At 43.2% G+C, this 21,205-nt stretch carries 14 protein-coding genes and 1 pseudogene; 7 read left to right on the forward strand and 8 right to left on the reverse strand.

Annotated features, from left to right (window positions below; translation table 11 throughout):
• Window positions 1-128 precede the first annotated feature (128 nt).
• The 3 genes from SVI_RS04605 to SVI_RS04615 all read left to right on the forward strand — a co-directional run bounded on the left by SVI_RS04605 (window position 129) and on the right by SVI_RS04615 (window position 4,328).
• Window positions 129-2,165, forward strand: coding sequence for a hybrid sensor histidine kinase/response regulator (locus SVI_RS04605; RefSeq protein ID WP_013050261.1), 2,037 nt, complete (start codon window positions 129-131; stop codon window positions 2,163-2,165).
• Window positions 2,166-2,536: 371 nt separating this feature from the next.
• Window positions 2,537-3,634, forward strand: coding sequence for a response regulator transcription factor (locus SVI_RS04610; protein WP_013050264.1), 1,098 nt, complete (start codon window positions 2,537-2,539; stop codon window positions 3,632-3,634).
• A 157-nt stretch (window positions 3,635-3,791) separates the two neighbouring features.
• Entirely contained in the window at window positions 3,792-4,328 is a 537-nt protein-coding gene (locus tag SVI_RS04615) for a hemerythrin domain-containing protein (RefSeq protein ID WP_041419686.1), read from the forward strand.
• Between the two features lie 418 nt (window positions 4,329-4,746).
• Here SVI_RS04615 and SVI_RS04620 read toward each other — a convergent pair whose 3' ends face one another.
• From SVI_RS04620 to SVI_RS04640, 5 genes are all read right to left on the reverse strand, one after another.
• Window positions 4,747-4,932 carry a DUF3545 family protein gene (locus SVI_RS04620; protein ID WP_013050266.1) on the reverse strand — a complete coding sequence of 62 codons (186 nt, stop codon included), beginning with the start codon at window positions 4,930-4,932 and terminating at the stop codon, window positions 4,747-4,749.
• Window positions 4,933-5,167: 235 nt separating this feature from the next.
• Complete coding sequence (gene pgi, locus SVI_RS04625) at window positions 5,168-6,805, reverse strand: glucose-6-phosphate isomerase (RefSeq protein WP_013050267.1); 1,638 nt, start codon at window positions 6,803-6,805, stop codon at window positions 5,168-5,170.
• Window positions 6,806-6,818: 13 nt separating this feature from the next.
• Window positions 6,819-7,775 (reverse strand): transaldolase, encoded by a 957-nt coding sequence (gene tal / locus SVI_RS04630; RefSeq protein ID WP_013050268.1) that lies wholly within the window; start codon window positions 7,773-7,775, stop codon window positions 6,819-6,821.
• Between the two features lie 383 nt (window positions 7,776-8,158).
• Window positions 8,159-9,259: an OmpA family protein gene (locus SVI_RS04635; RefSeq protein WP_041419687.1), complete on the reverse strand. Its 1,101-nt coding sequence runs from the start codon at window positions 9,257-9,259 to the stop codon at window positions 8,159-8,161.
• A gap of 253 nt (window positions 9,260-9,512) precedes the next feature.
• A complete protein-coding gene (locus tag SVI_RS04640) occupies window positions 9,513-11,879 on the reverse strand; it encodes a phosphoketolase family protein (protein WP_041419688.1) in 2,367 nt (788 codons plus the stop codon).
• A gap of 426 nt (window positions 11,880-12,305) precedes the next feature.
• Between SVI_RS04640 and SVI_RS04645 the strand changes: the two genes are divergently transcribed.
• The gene (locus SVI_RS04645) at window positions 12,306-13,748 is read left to right on the forward strand and encodes an alanine/glycine:cation symporter family protein (RefSeq protein WP_013050272.1); all 1,443 of its coding nucleotides are present in this window, start codon (window positions 12,306-12,308) and stop codon (window positions 13,746-13,748) included.
• Between the two features lie 123 nt (window positions 13,749-13,871).
• Window positions 13,872-14,648, forward strand: coding sequence for a peroxide stress protein YaaA (gene yaaA / locus SVI_RS04650; protein WP_013050273.1), 777 nt, complete (start codon window positions 13,872-13,874; stop codon window positions 14,646-14,648).
• Window positions 14,649-15,286: 638 nt separating this feature from the next.
• On the opposite strand, the gene SVI_RS21740 is transcribed toward yaaA, so the two are convergent.
• The gene (locus SVI_RS21740) at window positions 15,287-15,424 is read right to left on the reverse strand and encodes an ATP-binding protein (protein WP_269453340.1); all 138 of its coding nucleotides are present in this window, start codon (window positions 15,422-15,424) and stop codon (window positions 15,287-15,289) included.
• 143 nt (window positions 15,425-15,567) lie between these two features.
• On the opposite strand from SVI_RS21740, the gene SVI_RS04655 reads away from it, so the two are divergent.
• Window positions 15,568-16,065 carry a VF530 family protein gene (locus SVI_RS04655; protein ID WP_013050275.1) on the forward strand — a complete coding sequence of 166 codons (498 nt, stop codon included), beginning with the start codon at window positions 15,568-15,570 and terminating at the stop codon, window positions 16,063-16,065.
• Between the two features lie 87 nt (window positions 16,066-16,152).
• On the opposite strand, the pseudogene SVI_RS21825 reads toward SVI_RS04655, so the two are convergent.
• A pseudogene (locus SVI_RS21825) lies at window positions 16,153-16,300 on the reverse strand (transposase); the annotation flags it as partial.
• A 118-nt stretch (window positions 16,301-16,418) separates the two neighbouring features.
• Between SVI_RS21825 and SVI_RS04660 the strand changes: the two are divergent.
• The gene (locus SVI_RS04660; RefSeq protein WP_269453344.1) at window positions 16,419-17,033 is read left to right on the forward strand and encodes a TerC family protein; all 615 of its coding nucleotides are present in this window, start codon (window positions 16,419-16,421) and stop codon (window positions 17,031-17,033) included.
• Window positions 17,034-18,106: 1,073 nt separating this feature from the next.
• On the opposite strand, the gene SVI_RS04665 is transcribed toward SVI_RS04660, so the two are convergent.
• The gene (locus SVI_RS04665; RefSeq protein WP_041419689.1) at window positions 18,107-20,977 is read right to left on the reverse strand and encodes an ankyrin repeat domain-containing protein; all 2,871 of its coding nucleotides are present in this window, start codon (window positions 20,975-20,977) and stop codon (window positions 18,107-18,109) included.
• Window positions 20,978-21,205 lie beyond the last annotated feature (228 nt).

Consider the following 21,205-nt stretch of genomic DNA (forward strand, 5'->3'; position numbering starts at 1 on the left):
AGCTTTGTCACTAATCTTGTCGCGAATTATCCAAGTTTTACTATGCTTTAATTCAATTATGTTATTTGGATTATTTTCATAAAATGAAGCAGCGATAACTTCATGGATGATAGGGAACGGACTCTACAGTGTTTAAAGAATTCTCTCAAACCGATATAAATTCCTTTTGGCCAAGACTATTGGCCGAGCTCGGAAAATTACAAGCAAACTTCATTAATGGCGAAGACATACTCTTGCCTCTGTGCCGAATATTGGCGGAAGTCAGCCAATCTCAGGCGGTAATGATTATTCCTAAAGACTCACTGGACTGTGATGATATGCCCGCATCTGCAACATGCTGGTGTCGAGATCCGGTTCGTTATCTGACCCTATGGAAAGAGGCGAAAGATTGGCCCTTCTATAATCAGGAACCTATGGTGCATCGTTGGCAGTCTTTTGTTATCTGGCCAGCCAAGCGAGTCAATATTCAGATATTTTTTCACTCATCCAGCGACCAATGGTTGGCATTTCTATTAAGTTCAAACGAGCTTTTGTCAGATATTATCATGGGCATGTTGGTCCAGCAGACTCAGGAGTGGCAATCTCGAGTGAGAGACCGAGGCGTTAATTGTGTCGATAGCGAGATGTTCCAATCCATAGTCAGTAATAGTGAAGACCTGATTTTAGTCGCCAGCCGTTCACCATTTGGGGTGCCGAGCATCATGTACGCCAACGCCGCGGCGACCAGCATTAGCCACTACCCACGTAGTCAACTCATAGGTAAACCCATCACCTTGTTATTTCAAGATGAGCTGAATCAATCTGCAGCTGGTGGTCAGGAGAGCGAGCTGCTACAAGCGATTAATATGCGTAGAGAGTTTGATGGCGAGCTCATCTGTAGTAAGGCCGATAACGACACCGCTGTGCTGCATATGCATCTGGTTGCCTTGGAGGAACACAGTGAACATGGCAGCTTGTTTGCACTAGTAGGCAGAGACATTACTGATCATAAGCAGCTGCAGCAGATCATGGCTCGAACCCAAAAAATGCAGGCCATGGGGCAATTAGTCGGTGGTATTGCTCATGATTTCAATAATATTCTCGGCGTGTTGAAGGGAAATCTGGAGCTAATGGAGCTTAAAACGAGTGAAGAGACCATTGCACGTTATCTTACTACTGCCTTCAAGGCGTGCCAGAGAGGAACAGACTTAACTAGGCGTTTATTGCAGTTTTCCAGGCAGGAACAATTTAGCGCCAACTTGTATCAAGTCAATGATGTTATCGAAGGTATCGAGGAGCTGATAGGTAAGTCCTTAACCACCCAGGTAAGTCTCATCTTAGAGCCTGGGCAGCAACTGGAGGACATTCTGGTCGATCGTGGGGATCTGGAGGATGCATTACTAAACCTAGTCTTAAATGCCCGGGATGCCATGGGAGGGGAAGGGCAGATAATCATACGTAGCGGCAGAGAGTCTCTGGCAGGCTATCTGCCGGGCTTAACGGGGCGTCCTATGGTGGAAGCGGGTCAATACATTACAGTGTCAGTGTTAGATACAGGAACGGGTATAGCTCCTCATCTATTAGAGAAAATCTTCGAGCCTTTCTTCACAACGAAAGACAAGAGCAATGGCACTGGGCTTGGGCTCTCCATGGTTTATGGTTTTGTGAAGCGCTCAAATGGCTATATGAGCGTCATAGAATCAGATAATTCAGGTACTGAATTCAGGCTCTGGTTTCCTGTTGCTAAGCAGAAGAGACGGCCAGTGCTGGGCGTGGTTGAAAGGCACAAGGCCCCTAAAGTATCTCAGAGGTTAAAAGTCTTGATTGTCGATGATGAAGTGGACTTGCTGAGTGTCCTCAAAGATTATTGTGAGATTTTAGGCATGGAGGTCGAGGCGTATTCCGATCCTTTAGTCGTGAGGGAAAAATATAAAGCGGGGCTAAAGGGCGTTGAATTATTGATAACCGATGTGCTCATGCCTGGTGGAATTAATGGCTATGAGTTGGCCAAGGAACTCTGTGCTAAGGAGGATATTCCTGTGCTGCTTATCTCAGGGTTCATTGGTGATATTGGCTTAACCAGTAGCGAGGAAATGCCCTATCAAGTGCTGCATAAACCTTTCGTTATCGAGGGTTTAGTCGAGGCGCTGCAACAGATAGGCATCAAGTTTTCTCAGCAAAGATAGAAAAATCTTACTCGCTGGTGATTGATTACTCTCGATGGTAATAGTCTATTTCAGGATTTATTGGTGATATTGGATTAACCAGTAGCGAGGAAATGCGCTTGTTAAGTGTTGCATAAACCTTTCGTTATCGAGGGTTTAGTCGAGGCGCTGCGGCAGAACCGATTGTCATCAAGTTTTCTCAGCAAAGATAGAAAAAGTTTACTCGCTGGTGATTGATTACTCTCGATGGTAAGAGTCTATTTAGATCTACACAAGGACGTAATGGGTATGAATGAAGTTGCTATAAACAAATTGGTTATAAATAAAGGCTATGTTAGCTGTATTGACGCTATCTCAATGCAGATTGACAGCTATTTGATAGGGGGGCTGTGATGGAGGAAATATTAGTATGGGTCGTAGATGATGATGAAGATTATTGTCAGCTCATTCAAGAAGTACTCAATGAACATTATCAAGTTGCGGTATTCCATGAAGCGGGGACATATCGTTCAGCTTTAACGCGTAACACACCAGATCTTGTGTTGATGGACATCAATCTCCCCGATGTGAGTGGCATCGAACTCTGTCGAGAACTCACTGAATCTGGCAAAGACTGTGCGGTGATCTTTGTCTCAGGGATGAATACCTTAGATGAGAGGCTGAGAGCCTATGACGTTAGTGCCGTGGATTTTATTGCTAAGCCTTTCGAGATAAAAGAGTTACTGGCAAAAGTTCAGGCTGTGGCTTCCTATCAGTCTAAACGACATACACTCGTTCAGGCTGAGTCTATGTCGAGAAATATGGCATTTCAGTCTATGACCGAGTCGGCTCAATATGGCGCCGTGTTACAGTTTTTTAGGCAATGTTTCTTGTGCCAAGATTACCAAAGTCTGGCAGATGCCTTCTTCGACTTGATGCAGCAACTCAATCTTAATACTTGTCTGGAGATAAGAGATAGTGAAGTGCACTATTTTGCCCCCCAGCATGCGGATATCAGCCCTATAGAGGCTAATATACTGGAGTTATTGGATAAGCATGGGCGTTTATATGATTTTGGTAGTCGCACTATCTGTAATGACAAGCATGTCTCCTTCTTGATAAAGAATATGCCGCTAGATGATGAAGTCCTCTATGGACGATTAAGGGATATTATAGCCGTTATTGTTGAAGGGCTAGAGGCTAGGGTGATGGATATTGGTCGTCAACAGACACTGCAGCACGTTTTTGTGGAGATCCAAGCTTTGCTTGGCAAGATCAACGGTGCCATCTTAGAGCATGACGAGAAGTTCAGTGCAGCATTAACTGGAATGACAACAGAGATCCGTAGCAGCTTCCATGTGCTAGATATGACTGAAGAGCAGGAGCATTATTTTGCTTCCTTGCTGGAGCGAAACTTAAAAGAAGCCAGCTCGGCCGGAGACGCCTTCTATCGTTTGCAGGGCTCGTTAAAGACGGTAAAAAATGTCGTAGAGTCCAGTGTTGTTTCCTAGAGTGACCATAGCGAACCCTTGATTTAATTACTTTAAACAGTGCCAGTTTGCTTGAGCTTAATCAGAGGGCCTTAACAATTGCTTTAGAAATACTGGGTAAAATTTAATCTTTTTACTAGTATTGTATATATCAGGTATTCGGATTTTGGAGGCAAGTATGCTGGCAAGGCTTAATCATGATCATAAGCATATGGCGATATTACTCAATATTCTGAAGGTAAAACACAACAGATTAGCTCAAGGGGAAGCGGTTAACTTTAACCTCATTAGAGATGTTGTTGAGTATATGCAGACTTACGCCGAGCATAGCCATCATCCTTTAGAGGATATTATTTATAGTTACTATTTAAAGAAAACGGCTCACATGGGGACTAAACAACTTGCTGAACAACATCAAGGTTTAATTGATGAGTCAGCTTCTTTAATGGCCTCACTAAATCTTATATTAAGTGATGTCGTCGTCTCTAGAGAGCAGCTTGTATTAGACCTCAGAGCGTATGTTATCTTGCAAGAAGAGCATATGTTGTTCGAAGAAACAGACATTTTTCCTCGATGGGCGGAAGTGATAGATCAAACTGATTGGCAGGAGATACAAGCTTTATGTTCACTGAAACTTATCGATGACCCGCTCTTTAGTGATAATGATAATGTTCTGTTTGAGGAGTTGAGGGATTACATCACTAAGGATGGCTAGACTTTCCTAGCTCCTAGCTCCTGGGAAATAGACATAACTCTTTGCTTCTTGCTATGGCTTGGGTGAAGGCCAGACACAAAGTAAATTTCTACCCATAACCTCCAGGGATGGAGGGAATGTCATTAGATGCCTGGAGCATCTTTGACCCATGGATTATTAATATAAAGAGAGACATAACTCTTTATTGCGTGAAGTCCAGACACAAAGTAAATTTCTACCCATAACCTCCAGGGATGGAGGGAATGTCATTAGATGCCTGGAGCATCTTTGACCCATGGATTATTAATATAAAGAGAGACATAACTCTTTATTGCGTGAAGTCCAGACACAAAGTAAATTTCTACCCATCCATGGGAAATGTACATAAGTGTTCCAGACACAAAAAAGAGCGCTGATGCGCTCTTCTTATGTGATTATTTTACATCAGGAGGTTGTCTAATTCACCACTGAAGCTACTATCTATATCCTGTAGCTCTCTGAGTAAGCGATGCTTCTCTTGCAATGCCTCAATTTCACGCCATTTGCGTTTCTTATTGGAGCTTCTCGAACGGCTTGGTCTTTCTACCACAGTATCTAGCGCACTACCATAATCGAGTCGATTCATGGTGACCTCCTGTTGTTGTATTCCTGTTCAATCAAATAAATACCACACTTTTAAAATAGTGTGCAAGATAAATGTTTCAAACTGGTTAATTGTTTGTGAGGGTTTTGTTGTGTGAGAGTCGAATGTTTTACGTTAAGTAGGAAGAATATTTGCAGTATCTAGATAGATGAACTACAGAATAAAAAAAAGCCAGTGTAAACTGGCTTTTTTATCATGAGACTATTTTTAGAGTGATCTAGATAGATTGTTGCCTGAACATATTGATAAGTCCATTACTCGAGCAGTCCAATTCACTGGCATCTTTCTCTGCTCCTAGTCTGGTCAAAACATCATTGCCTAATGATTTACCTAGCTCGACGCCCCATTGATCGAATGAGTTTATATCCCAAATAGCGCCTTGAACGAAGGTTCTGTGTTCATAAAGGGCGATAAGGGAACCTAGAGTTCCAGGTGTTAGCTTATCCATTAAGATGGTATTGCTTGGCTTGTTACCTTGCATCTCTTTATGTTTAGCTATGGTGCTCTTTTCATCGATTGAGAGGTCACAGCCTTCAAGTTCCACTAAGGCTTCTTCATAAGATCGCCCTTGCATCAGAGCTTGAGTTTGCCCAAAACAGTTTGAGGCAAGTTGGATATGGTGCTCTCCTAAGGGATTATGGCTCTTGAGAGGCATAATAAAGTCGGCAGGAATGAGCGCCGTGCCTTGATGTAACAGCTGGTGATAGGCATGTTGACCGTTAGTGCCTTCACCGCCCCAGATGACCGGCCCAGTGCTGAAATCGACGCGAGTGCCATCTAAGGTGACAGACTTACCGTTACTCTCCATATCTAGCTGCTGGAAGTATGCGGGAAGTCCTCTCAGATAATGATCATAGGTCAATACCACATGGGATTGAGCATTATGGAAGTTGCCGTACAGCAGTGAAAATAGCCCCATAATCACAGGCATATTTTCTGACAGCGGCGTGTTGGCAAAATGCTTATCCATCTCATGGGCACCATCGAGTAGTTCACGGAAGTTATCCATGCCTATCATCAATGCTATAGGTAAACCTATGGCTGACCAGAGTGAATAACGACCACCAACCCAATCCCACATAGGGAAGATATTGTCGGCATCGATACCGAATTCAGTCGCTTTAGCCACATTGGTGGTGACGGCAACAAAATGCTGAGCGATATCTGCCTGACTCGCACCATTGCTAATAAACCAGTCTTTAGCGCTTAAGGTGTTGGTCAAGGTTTCTTGAGTGCTGAAAGACTTAGATGACATGATAAACAGAGTCGTTTCAGCATCGAGAGGCTTAAGCTTCTCGGTGATGGACGTACCATCAACATTACCCACGAAGTGGCAATTGAGGTCTTTATTCCAGTAGGGTCTAAGAGCTTGAGACACTATCTTAGGGCCTAGGAAGGAACCGCCGATACCGATACTGACGATATCTGTGATCGACTTGCCTGTGTAGCCTTTCCAGCTTCCAGATGTGATGGCTGTGACAAATGTCGCCATCTTAGCTTGAGTCTGTTGAACTTCTTCAACGATATTTATACCGTCTAGAATGATCTTTTGCTCAGGCTTAGCTCGCAGTGCGGTATGTAGCACTGCACGTTTCTCGGTGGTATTGATCACGTCACCGTCGAACATAGCCTTGATTTTAGACGCTAGCTTGGTCTCTTCTGCAAGCTTGAATAACAGAGATAAGGTCTCTTGGTTCGCCCTATTTTTAGAGTAATCTAAAAATAGGCCACAAGCCGATGTCGACATAGTGTCGAACCTGAGTTTATCTTGCTCAAAAAGCACTCTCATATGTGGTAAATCCTTGGTATGAGCCTTTAGCTCATTCCAAGTCTGACTCTGGGTTAGCTCAGTCATCCTGTCTTACTCCTTAAGAGGTCAGTTTGTCTTTCAGCATCACTTCTAGCTTATCTTGGTCGATGGCGAAGTTTCTAATGCCTTCGGCCAGTTTTTGAACTGCCATAGGATCTTGGTTAAACTCCCAACGGAATTGTGCCTCGCTCAGTGGTTCACCGGCAGTAGCTGATGCCTCAACAGGAACAAGTTTACGAACTACTTGAGCCTGTGAATTTGCCATCTCTTCGAGTAAGGCTGGACCAATAGTTAAACGATCACAACCCGCAAGCTCGAGGATTTCACCTGTGTTGCGGAAACTTGCACCCATGACCACAGTGTTAAAGCCATGGCGTTTGTAATAGTTGTAGATTTCGGTAACAGACACAACACCTGGGTCTTCACTAGCACTATAGTCCAGACCAGTATCCTTCTTATACCAATCTAAGATTCTGCCGACAAACGGAGAGATAAGGTAAACACCAGCTTCTGCACAAGCACGGGCTTGGGCAAAACAGAATAACAAGGTTAGATTACAGTTAATGCCTTCTTGCTCTAGCTGCTTAGCGGCACATATGCCTTCCCATGTTGAAGCTAGTTTGATCAGAATTCGTGACTTATCTATGCCAGCTTCTTGATACAGTTTAATCAGCTTATGGGCTTTATCGATTGAACCGGCACGGTCGAAAGAGAGTCTTGCGTCTACTTCAGTGGAGATACGACCTGGAACTATCTTTAAGATCTCTACACCAATATTAACAGCAAGCTTGTCACCGGCATCTTCGAGTTGTTGCTCAATTTCATCACTTTGTGATTTAGCCCAAGTAATGGCGTTATCGATTAGATGGCCATAATCTGGGATCTGGGCTGCTTTTAAAATGAGAGACGGGTTGGTCGTGGCGTCTTGTGGGTGATAACGCTTGATGGCCTCAATGTCCCCTGTATCGGCGACTATGGTGGTAAAAGATTTCAATTGCTCGAGTGTATTAGCCATATAAATAACATCCTTCTTAAGAAGCAGCTTAAGGTTTGTGATTGCAGGTGGGTATTAGAAGCGATTTTGATGATATTTCCAACCGTAAATGAAAAAAAATTACAGGAAAGTTGTAAAATATCAGTAAAAGCGCCTTTGTTGAGCAAGTTAACCCTGAATATTAGTCAAAAATAGGTAGAGGCGAGTATAGCGTGCCAGATGGTTTTTAGTATAGATAATATCCAGCTCTATCATTACAGCATGATTAAACTTTGGATAAGAATGAGTGACACAAGAAGGTCTTGTTTAAAAATAGAGAAGATGAGTCATTCTGGCTAGAATGAGTTGGATAAAAAAATCGCTGCACAGGGCAGCGATTCATAGTTACTTGCAAGAGAGTTTGATTACTTGATCAAAGCTTCTCTTTTCACGCCTGTTACCTGGGCTTCAATACGACGGTTAGCCTTGTTGGCTTCGACGCTTCTACCTTGGATAATAGGTTGTGTGACACCGAAGCCTTTAGCTTCGACGCGATCTTGGCTAATGCCAAACTTCTCAACAAGTATCTTAGCAACGGCCTTGGCACGCTTGTCTGATAAGATCATGTTGTAGTCAGCTTTACCTACATTTGAAGCATGACCCGAGATCAACACAGTCGATTTAGGGTTAGTGTTCATGTAAGTTGCTAGCTTCTCAATGCGCTCGAAAGACTCAGTCTTTACTGCAGATGAGTTATTTGCGAACTGAATAGAACCCACGTCGCGTTGCTCGGTAGTTTCTGTGTAGACAGTACAACCGTTCGCATCAACCTGGTGATTAGCAGAAGTGTCAGCACACTGATCCATATCGTCAGCTACGCCGTCGTTATCTGAATCGACAACAATTGCGGCAACAATAGGTGCAATAACTGCAGCTGGAGTACCGAAACGGTAGCTAAGCTCTAGGCCCCAGTAGTTGCTTTCCATGGCAAGTGTGTTCCACTTGTCTTCATCTAAGTTTTCGTAACGACGATACTTAGCTTGAAGCTTCAGGTTTTCGGTGATGTTATAACCGATACCAGCGCCAAAGTAAGGTGCAATACCACTGTCACTGTAATACTCAGTGCCATATTCTTTGTTGTTCGATATTAGGTAGTTCATCGCACCAGCTTCAGCCGATAGGCTCCAGCGGTTAGCGATTGGCCAGAATCCTACGACTCCAAGGCTCATACCTTTAGCGCCAACGTCATTCATTTTGTTAGCGTAATCGACCCACTCAGCACGGCCAAGATCACGGTAACCTAGCTCAACTCCGAAGTAGTCGTTGAAAAGGTAACCACCAAACACGTCCCATGCGTATGGATCATCTTCGCCACAGCTCTTCATGGTCTTCATGTCACAGTTTGGCTCGTAATTGTTTACGCCAAGACCGCCACCTACATACCAAGGAGTAAGTTCTTGTGCCGCGTTAGCAGCGAATGGGAGCATTGAAGTAAGCAGAATAGCTTTCAATGTATTGTTCATCATTTCAATTCCTTTGTTATTTATTATTCCCCAATGCAATTTCATCTAGAGATGAAACACCGCAAGCATATTAGAGGGGATTCCTTTGGTTTTATTGCTAGCTGGCGCTATTATCTACGTAAATTGTAACTTTTTCCAATGTAATAATGATTTAAATCATCACTTTCATAGTTTTATTGCATAAGTAAAGTGCATTCGATAAGAATGCACTTCATTTTGTTGGCTTGTTGTTATGGGGTCGTTTGCTCGCGGTTAATTACCTGGTCCAGATCCAGTTTTCTAAACTGATAGGATCGACACCGTTGGCCTTGATATAATTTCTGTGTTCTACCAGACGTTGCAGCATATCTGTGGTGATGGTGACATGTTGTGTCTCATCGATGACATCTTGCTGGAATAGCTTGTAGGCCATATCGATAACGAGATGGTAGCGTGAGGTTCCGTTTCTGACACCCATATCGAATGGGGTAGTGGTTGAACCTTCCTCTTCATAACCCTTGATTCTGAATCTTCTATTACCTTTATAATCAAATACCAACTTCTTGATGGTATTTGGGTAGCCGTGGTAATTGAAGATAACCCCCTTGTCTGAGGTGAACACCTCATCCATTAACCAAGGTTTACTTTGGAAATCTAAGCTACCAAGACCGCTACTGGTGAGTTCGGTGACGCTGACGAAACGAATTCGAACGCGAGGGAGTATCTCTCTGATCAATACCAGAGCTGCCATGGCTTCTTGGGTGACGTAATCACCACAACCAACCAGAACCACATCAGGGTTGTCGTCAGAGGCAAAATCCCAAATCATCACACCATCTTTCGCTTGCTGGCGTGCTTCATCGAGTGTTAGCCATTGTGGCAGATCTTTCTTGCCGGCAACTATGATGTTTAATTTATCACGGTCAGCATAGGCGCGTTCCGTGTAGACTAAAGTGCTGTTACCGTCGGCAGGCAGGTAGGCTGAGATGATCTTCGGATGCTTCTCAAGCATAGCGCCTAAGAATGATGGGTTCTGATGCGAATAACCGTTGTGATCCTGGCGCTCCAGCAGTGAGGAGAGTACCACGTTGCACGCAGGTACAGGTTTACGGAAATGAACGCCCTGACTGGCATAGACATATTTACAATATTGGTCAGCCATAGAGGAGACGACTTGAGAGAATGACTCATAGGTAGGGAACATGGCGTGACGGCCCGTCACTGTATAGCCATGCATCATACCGAAGAGTAGATTCTCTGATAGTAGCTCTATGACACGACCATCACGGGCCATGTCTTGATCCCACTCTTCGATGGGCCACTGCCAGGCACGGTTGGTTTCTTCGAACACAGCCTGAAGCTGGTTTGAGTAAGTTTCATCTGGACTAAAGATACGTAAGTTGCGTTGATCTCGGTTGAGTTTCATCGCATCGCGCATCCACTCTCCCATCTTATACATGGAGTGACCACGATGCCCTCTAGGGGTTTCTGCGCCGTAGGCTAGCTTAGATAGATCTGGGTTAGTCAGTGCGCGAACCACCTCACCACCGTAGCTTAAGTGTTGCTGACCACAAGTTAGCTGTTTAGGGGGAAGTAGGCTCTGGATCTCTTGGTCGAATATTAGCTCGCCTTTATCGTTAATCGAATAAAGTTCATGGAACTTGTAGCTGGCTAACCAGGTATCGAGCGCATCTAGATGACCCTTATCGGTGGCACACTTGTTGACGATAACCTGATGAGATTCACAGTTACCCTCAAGCTTCTTGCCGTTGTACTGTGCAGTACCAGTCCAACCTTTAGCGGTACGCATCAAGATCACTGGCCAGCGAGGTTTAACTACATCTTCACCGCTGCGCGCGCGCTGCTGAATCTCGGTGATCATGTCATAAGAGGTGTCCATGGCATTGAGCATCTGCACATAGACATCTTCTTCGAGTTGATCGTCAACTATGATTGGGTGATAACCTAGGCCACGGAATTCGAGATCTAACTCTTCATGGCTCATGCGACCCATACGAGTCGGGCCGGAGATCTTATAACCGTTGATATGAACGATTGGTAGTACAGCGCCGTTAGTGGCTGGGTCGACTAAACGGTTGGCATACCAGGAAGCGGCAAGGGGACCGGTTTCAGATTCGCCATCACCAATAAGGCAGGCCGCAATCAAATCTGGATTATCCAGCACGGATCCCCAGGCTACTGAGAGCGAATAACCGAGCTCGCCACCTTCCAGGATTTGTCCTGGCGCTTCAGGGTTTGCGTGAGAAGGGTAACCATAGGCGGCAGAAAACTTCCGACAGATATCTGAGATACCTTCTTCATTGTAGGGAATAGTTTCCGGGTAGAAGTGGCTAAGAGAGCCTTCCATAAACAAGTTAGCTTGTACCGCTGGAAAACCATGTCCTGGGCCGACTAAATAAACGAATGAGCGATTATTCTTAACGATAAGACGGTTGATATTGGCATAAACGAAGTTGATCCCAGGGCAAGTTCCCCAGTGACCTAATAGCCTAGGTTTAATATCTGTATGTGCGAGTGCACGTTTATGCAGTACATTTTGTTTCAAGTAAATCTGTGACGTTGCCAGAAAGTTCGTCGCTCTTACAAACTTCTTTAATGCGCCGATCTCTTGTTGTGTTGACATAAAAAACCCCATTTATAGTTAGCGATAAGTTAATCAAATCCTTTGCTAAACACTATATTTGTAATTTTATTACAAGAATGTGTCCTACATCTGATTTTTGTTAAATCGTAATCTTTCTATTTTGTTGCGATTTCAAGGTGAAATTCTTGTGTAATCAGTTGCCAGCCTGACTTTATAGTGTTTTCTTGTGTGACGGTCGTGTTATGTAAATGATTAATTGTGACCTTGATCACATGGGTTGCTTTTAATGGTATGCTATTTTGCCCCAGCGAAAATTGGTGGCCGTGATGTCATAAATTCACGAAAGTAAAATTCTAAAAGAAAATCACCAATTTTTATCGAATAGATGGAAGAAAAATTAAACACGTTAGTTTCGGGGCGATTGAATCAGCTTCGATGATTATCATGGGGATAGAGTAATAAGCTATGTTTGAATCATTAGTTAGTGCAATTGAATCTGTAGTGAATGCCATCAATGGCATGTTATGGGGGAGCGTACTCATATACGTGCTGGTCGCTGCGGGTGTCTTGTTTACATTCCGGCTTGGGTTTATTCAGTTCCGTTTATTTGGCCATGGTGCCAAGTTGGTGTTGAAAGGGCGTGAAAAGGTCGATGGAATTTCATCATTCCAGGTCTTCTGTACTTCCATGGCCGCTCGTGTCGGTACCGGAAATATGGCTGGTGTAGCGGTTGCTATCACAGTAGGTGGTGCAGGTGCTATTTTTTGGATGTGGTTAATTGCATTATTAGGCATGGCGACGGCATTCGTCGAGTCAACGTTAGCCCAAGTCTATAAAGTTAAAGACAGTGAAGGCCAGTTTCGTGGTGGTCCAGCCTATTACATGGAAAAGGGCTTAGGTAAGCGTTGGATGGGGACGCTTTTCTCCATACTGCTTATCATAGCTTTTGGTTTCGCCTTCAATGCTGCTCAAGCCAATACCATTACTGATGCTCTCAATAATGCCTTCGGTTTCGATAAGACTATTGTTGGAATCATTATCGTACTGGCTTCTGCCTATATCATCTGTGGTGGCTTGAAGAAGGTGGCTCGTGCTTCCGAGCTGATAGTGCCTGTGATGGCTGTGGCTTACCTAGGAATAGCCTTGGTTGTTCTGGTACTCAATATTGACCAAGTGCCAGCAGCATTGAGCTTGATAGTTAAGAGCGCATTTGGCTGGGAAGAAGCAGCTGGTGGCGCAATGGGCGCCATGATGGCGGGTATCGCTCGTGGTCTGTTCTCTAACGAAGCGGGCATGGGTAGCGCGGCGAATATTGCAGCTTCGGCTACACCGAATCCTAATCATCCGGCCTCTCAAGGCTTTGTGCAGATGATAGGTGTTTTTGTCGATACTATCGTTATCTGTACCGCATCTGCTGCGATTATCTTGCTATCCGGTGTGTTAGATAATCCTGGAGACCAGAAAGGCATTGGGCTGTTGCAGTTGGCTTTGACTAATGAGTTAGGTGGCTGGTCAGCGTATTTCATCTCTTTTGCCATTTTGCTGTTCTGTTTCTCATCCATCATTGCAAACTACAGTTATGCCGAAAGCAACATCCTATTCTTGACGAAGAGCAAGAAGGTGTTATTTATCTTCCGTGGCGCTGTGTTGGGTATGGTGATGGCAGGTTCAGTTGCTTCGTTACAGCTCGTATGGAACTTTGCCGATCTCTCTATGGGCTTTATGGCTCTGGTCAATATCGCAGCCATTGTGATGTTATCTAAAGTCGCCTTTGCGGTAATTAAGGATTATGAGCGTCAGCTTAAAGCGGGCCAAACCCCTACCTTTGATGCCAAGCAATTTCCTGAAATTAATGGCATAGAAACCAGTGAGTGGAGTGGCGAGAAAGCCGCAAAGTCGAAAGGCTAACCTTGAAGCTAACTGATTCGATAGACTGAATTAGCACAATCTAAAAAACCACGCTGATTAGCGTGGTTTTTTTATGTGTGCATCAGTATGATGGCAAACATAAGCGCTCAATAAGGATCAGCTATGTTAGTTTTAATTTCACCAGCTAAAACATTAGACTATGAAAACCCCGCAGGGACGGCTGAATATACCTTGCCTAAGCTTGTTGACTTCAGCGCTCAGTTAATCGAGGAGTGTCGTAAATTGACGCCAGCAGAAATCGCATCCTTGATGAAGGTAAGCGATAAAATCGCTGGTTTGAATGCGGCTCGTTTCGGGACCTGGAGCCCAGAATTTACTACCGAAAATGCTAAACAAGCCTTGTATGCATTTCGCGGTGATGTCTATACCGGCTTAGATGCCGACACCTTATCACCAAGCGGAATACAGGACGCTCAGAAACACCTGCGTATATTATCTGGACTCTATGGGCTACTTCGTCCGTTAGACCTGATGCAGGCATATCGTTTAGAGATGGGCACTCGCTTAGCGAATAAGCAAGGCACTAACCTGTATCAGTTCTGGGGCAATACCATTACCGATGAGGTTAATCTAGCCCTGGAAGAGCAGGGAGACGACATTCTGGTCAACCTGGCCTCAAACGAATATTTCAAAGCTGTTAAGCCCAAACTCGTGAAGGGCAGTATCATTACCCCAGTATTTAAAGATCGAAAGAACGGTCAGTACAAGGTGATCAGTTTCTTCGCCAAGAAAGCCCGCGGCATGATGGTGCGCTATATTCTCGATAACAAGGTGAGTACCCTTGCTGAGCTGATCAAGTTTGACAGTGCCGGCTACCATTACTGTGAAGCTGAATCGTCAGCTATCGCACCGGTATTCCTTCGCGAAGAACAGCTTTAGGCAAGACTTCGAATGAAGCTTGATGACATTTTTGTTTGGTTTCATTTAGCAGGTTTGGTACTTGTCAGCTAGCAAGTTTAAAATAGCTTTTTAGATTGGGCTTATTGGGCTTGTTTGGTATTTGGTTAGCTTACTGAATCATTTTACTTCAGTTTCATCTATCACCTGCCGTGGGTGCTGTATAAGGATATACGAATGTCGTGAAGGCACGGATGCCTAAGAACGACCTTAAGTGCAAACGTGTCTGCGACACGCCGCCCTATCTATTAAAGAAATGGGTCCCTTATAGCCTCTGCCGTTTCAAACAACGTCCATGTTTAACGGCCAGTTCGGCAAAATATGTCCATATACAAAGGCCAGTTCAGCATCCATGCTTCTCGTTCATGAGCTCATGGCTATGCCATATTCACCCAGCCTCTCGTTCGGAGAGTATCACTTCGCGATACCTCATCCTGTCACGGAAGGTCACAGCCGCGTTCACACCAGATTATTCATCTCTTCGATTTGAGCTTTATTGGCCTGTAACTCGTTTCTGGACAGAAACGAGTTACAGGCTTTGCACTAATGCGCTTAGTTCAGATAAGAAAAAGTATCTTAGTTTATTCAAAAGCCCTAATTCGCTCTGACCCCTTTATCCTTTACCCCTTTATCCGTTTTCTCATCGATTCACCACCCAGCTCTATTCGGTGGTAGTTGTGGATTAAGCGATCTAATAACACATCGGCGATCGTGGCGTTGCTGATCATGTGGTACCACTCTTTTATCGACAGAGCCATCAACTATGCCTGTCCATATTAGTTTCTATAGGAATAGGGGGAGGTGAGTCGAGGCATTTTTTGGTATTATGGCTCCATCGTACAGGCTGAGCCTGATACTCACATTTTATAGACACTTAAATAGCGTTAGTTGGATATTCCCCATGATTGAACAGCAAGAGAACAGCCCATTACACGGCTTAAAGTTAGAGACTATGCTCACCGAGCTCGTGGATTTTTACGATTGGGAGATACTGTATGCCTCGCTGCGTCTGGCGTGTTTCAAGACAAACCCTAATATGTTGGCATGCCTAAAGTTTCTAAAGAATATTGAGTGGGCCAGGGAGCGAGTAGAGAACTTTTATCTGTATCGCTTCAAACGCATGCCTAAAGGCGATACGGCGCATTTTGAGCTCAAGCCCAGAGAACGTGGCTTTGCCAATGGCATAGTGCCGCGTAAGCCCCAAGCTTTGACTATTGAGCTTATCGAAGAGATGCGCGCCAAGTCGAGCGCCGGTTACGAGGCGATGAAGCAGAACAAGGACAGGGCAAGGTTTAGCAAAGATAAGCCAAGAGCCCAAGATTCCTATGCGCAGAACACCCGCTCCGGTGGGAATAGGTCCCAGCCATCCCAAGATCCTAACAATCCATGGGGTAAGTAACGGGGGCTTGTTTAGCAATCCCAGCTCCATTTAACGGTGCCCCTTCGTTGTGACAGGCACCGTTATCCATTTAGATTCGCTACCTTACACAACCTCTCTATCACTCCAGTTGTTGGCCGAGTCAATATCAATCCTCAACACCAGATGTAAATGGTTACTCATATACTCCCGCTAAAAATGCGCATCTGACGGTTCTACTACATGAATGGTAATATGGCGTGTCTTCAAGACTGATTTGAGTTCTTCTGGGCTAAGGTATAGTTAACTCCTACTTTCTGCCTATAGCTAAACATTAGTAGGAGGGCAGAATTCACTCACTCAATTTACTATGCCTGTCCACATAGACTCTAGGTATTGTAGGTGCGTTAATATTGCGCGGCATCATGATTTCCGTTGGCGCACCGCTGATTGCAGAATTCCATATGGTACTTTACCTGTTTGGTTTCTTCTTGATTTGGACAGGCGTCCAAATGTGGCGTCAGCATGGTCAAGAGAGCACATCGTTTTCAGACAGTTTCGCCGTCCGTTTGGTGAAAAAGTTCCTGCGTGTCAGCCCTGATTATCATGGAAACAAGCTCTTTACTCGCGATGCTATTGGGATATTAGCAAGGCCAATGTTGGTGGTTGTCATGGTCATTGCTATGACGGATGTGATGTTCGCCTTGGATTCGATTCCTGCGATCTTTGCTGTAACACAAGAACCTTACTTAGTTCTTGCTGCAAACGTCTTTGCCTTATTGGGTCTACGATCCTTGTACTTTGTGCTCGGCGGCATGCTGACAAAATTTGCTTACTTGCACCATACGTTGGCATTTATGCTGTGCTTTATCGGTATCAAAATGCTGCTCATTGACACCCCGTTTGCTATCGCAACGTCAGTGTCTCTAGGGGTGATTCTAACTTCGCTGGCAATCGGTATTGGCGCTTCGATTTGGAAGCAACGCCAATTGGAAAAAGTGGCGTCATAAACCCCTATATACCCAACTTCACATAGTGGGTATACCTACAACGGTCAGCATCAATAAGACATGCTTTATAGGTGCCATATATGGCACCTATAAAGTAAGAGAGTTCTTACCGAACAATAATTGATGTAGCTCACTTTTGGACAAAAGCTTGGTAGATTTGTTTAGTCTAATTAACGTGATATTGATTAGAAAAAGTATCTTGGGTTATCCAACGGCCGTAATTCGCTACGACCCCTTTATCCTAACCACGGAGGACTCGAAGGGTCACGAAGAAAGGCAAAGGCTAAAGTCTGTAGTGGTCTTCATCTTTATCTCAGTGCGCTTAGTGGTGATATTAGGCGTGGAACAGAGATATGCCTGTCCTATTTTATTTTGTCGAAGGTCACAGCCGCGTTCACACCGGATTATCCATCTCTTCGATTTGAGTGATAGCTAATTAGCTACGACCCCTTTGTCTTGCCTACTAGCAAGTTTCAAATAGCTTTTAAGATAGGGTTCATTAGGCTGGTTTGGTACTTGGTCGTTTGCTAAGTACCATGGCTTCAATGGTGTTTATTGCTTGCAACAGGCATTGAATACTTGCCAGCTAGCAAGTTTAAAATAGCTTTTTAGATTGGGCTCATTGGGCTTGTTTGGTATTTGGTGGTTTGCTAAGTAGCATGGCATTATTGGTGTTTATTGCTTGCAGCAGGCGAATGTGCAAACACTTCTGCGACACGCCACAAGCACAATCCCTGTGGGCTCTGCGACATCATCCCTGATGTCGAAGGTCACAGCCGCGTTCACACCAGATTATCCATCTCTTCGATTTGAGCTTTATTGGCTAATAACTCGTTTCTGGACAGGAATGAGTTGAACTAACATTCTAAATATCACGATTGCCATTAGGGAAAGTATGGCGACCTGATATGTACTAACGCTGCCTGCAACAGCGCAAGTTTGGGGGAAGCGAGAGACTTTCTGACTGCCAGATTAAGGGCGGAGAATAAAGTTTACACTGACCCCACTTGTTACTTGTTATAGTGTCGGGTTGTTCAACCTCAGCAATTTTACTTGAAATAACTTAGAGGTAATCATTTCTTAAAATATCCATCACCAAAGTAAGTCCCGATGCCTGTTCTCCATTTTTCAACTTTAAAGTATAAGCCTTCACTTTCATCGACATACTTATTGATATTAGGTACATACAATTGATCATCACGCCCTGATTGAGCTGGATCACTCGATATCAACTGTATATTTTCAAGATTCATGAAATTGTTAAAAGAAGTATTGGGTTCTGTAAATGCAACCTTATAATCGCCATAACCATAGAAATCCAATGTAGGGAAAGAGTTAACAATTAGCTTAGGTCGATTTATATCCTCATCACTTATTGTGACCACCGAATTTGAAACAATCTTAAATTTTGTATAGATTGATTTACCAATTAGGCTTCTAATGTTTGAAGATATATATCGATTATCGTAAGCCTTTGGATACCATTCCCGGTGAATTTTCGTAAGAGCAGTAAAATCAATCTTGCTACTGTCGGAAACGGCTCCATTATTGACAATAAAGTGACTTTTATTAGTACCTACTTGCGACACTTTCCACATTACATTTCCAGATAATATGATCGTATAAGACTCATCCAAGTCAAACTCTATATCAATTTCTGTTTTGTTATTTGACGCTTGAATGTAAACTAGCTTATCTCTTTCTGGTAGTAACTTAGAACTAAGAGAGCTACAAACCTTTTCTTCAAAGGCGAAGGCTTCACCTATTGAGAAATTACTTTTATATGTAGATATGAAGTAACCATCTTCTAGCTCGGTTAACTCTTTAAGCGTCAGAGTGAACTTTTTCCTTTCAATATCAAAGGATTCATTTGTAGAAAATAACCTTTCTACATCTGAGATAACTTGCTCCATAGGCTTCTTATGTAAAAAATGGAATTCTTTACCCCTTTTATACACAGCTTCAAAATCAGTGCTATTTGACTTACACGAAAATTCAGCTTTATCACGTTTATTAAATCGTCCAACAATAGCGTTAGACCGAGATGTTGTGGGGTATGTTTGGTAGGACTTAACAAAGTACTCTAAAGAGTTTTGACGACAGTACCACCTTCCATCAAACTTTAATCCATAGCGACCAGCCCCTTCACAAGCGAGACCAATATTGAAATACGCTGAAGCTTTCTGTTTTTTAGAGGCCTCTTTTGACTCTATAACCCTAGTTGAAGCCTGAATAGATCTCTGCTTATCCTTTAATTTCAAAGAAGTTAGAGCAAAGTTATTAATAGCTCTTATATTGTCACTATCAACTTGTATTGCCTCTTTGAACTTGTCATTAGCTGCTTTGAACTTCCCCTCAGCATAGAGCTTCTCACCTTGCAGGTTTAGCTCGGCAGTGAGCTTAGCAAGTTCACTTTTTCCTGGTAGCTTTAAAGATTGATGAATTTCAGCTTTGTCATCATCGGTTAAGTTCTCATTATCAAACCGTGTAAGCCAATCTATCGGGTATTCAATAGTACTCGGGCGATTATGCCCATTTCTGACGTCAAAAAACTTAGAGGCCCCATTATCAATAAGCAACTGAATTAACTCTTTATTAGAATACCTAACAGCATAATGAAGCGGTGACATATTAGAGGTTCTCAAGGTATAGCCACAGTTATCGTTTGGTATGATCGTACCTGTATTTACCTCAGCTCCCGCTTCAATAAGTAACCTTGCAGAGTCAAAACCATCATATTGAGCAGCATACATTAACGGTGTTTTATCAAAGATGTTTTGACTGTTTGGACCGAAGCCTGATTCCAACAAATATGACATAGCTTTAGGGTGCCTTACGGCCACATTTAGAATACTTTCATTTACCTTGAACCACCCTTTTTCTTCAAAAGACTTATTGATACCTGATAAGTCAATTTTTCGAATCTCCGCAAGTGGTCTTTTCTGTAAAATTGCCCTTCTTAAATCTGCTTCCTCCGAAGTTTTAAAAGGTCTATAACTATAGAACCTAATCCCAGAGCTAATAGCATTTTTAATAGCGTAATCAGCAGCCTCTTCAGATTCTTCCTCATTCCATTGAAAGTGTTTTTGATAGAAGTTGCTGAGATGATTTGTTGCCGTTACAAGTTTATTTTTATATTGATTTAAAGCATCAAACTCACTTAGCCCTTGCAGTGACCAAAGCTCTAAATTCTTAAGATCAATTTCATAAGTAGAATCGTCATAACGCTTTTCTGTCTTAGGTTTTTGCTTAGGTGCATATAGTAGCTTTGCAAATTCATCATCAATTTTACTTGACCAACGCCTGTGAGTCTTCATTGAGCCGCAACTACTTCCTGCTCCCCTTCGCAAGCCGCCAACCAGTCCACGTAGCACTGAAAGTGAGGCCTGCACCTCACTATAGTCACGCTTAACCTTCAGTATTTGCTCTGGAGAAGGCACTTTACTGACCGAGCATTCATGGCGCCAGCTAGCATTCTCTGTCAGTTTATACAGTTGATTTAAGTCCTTACCTGATAAGAATAGATAGTAGCTTCCACTATCAGAAGATAGAAAGTGGAAGTTCCCTGCAGAAGGGGACTCATCTAATAAGGAGCGGTAATATTCGTAATTTTCTCTTCTATCAGGAAATGGTTCATTAGAAGCTAACAGTTGATATCGCTCGCATGCTCCACCACAACCACTGTGAGTGTAAGAATATAAATGAACTGTTTTTCCATTTATTTGAACTTCTTCGGTTCGTTGGACCTGCATCTTTGATGAGGGATATATTTGAAAAATACTTCCGCTCCACATCTGTTTCGTTTGAAGAAGAAGATCTTTACAAATAGGAGCATTGTTCACGATTAACTCAGGTTTAAACCATGATTTTGAAAAATCTACAGCTTCTGCTGAAAGAGAAACCATCAAACTTAATAGAATAAAATAACAGCGATTAATCTTCATTACACACCTTAATTGGTTTCAATAAAATCCATCTTACTTTTTGCCAATCAATGTTTATCCAACCACCTGCTCTAACGACAACGCATTGAATAACAACGAGTGCATAACAATAGTTACATATAACTTGATGCTTTAAGAAGCTTTATATGGAAAATTTATATTCGACTGACAGTAACTGTGTATTTGTACTCGTTAACTTTTGGAAAAACTTGTTGGATGAAACTAGAT

The sequence above is a fragment of the Shewanella violacea DSS12 genome (assembly GCF_000091325.1).
Taxonomy (GTDB): domain Bacteria; phylum Pseudomonadota; class Gammaproteobacteria; order Enterobacterales; family Shewanellaceae; genus Shewanella; species Shewanella violacea.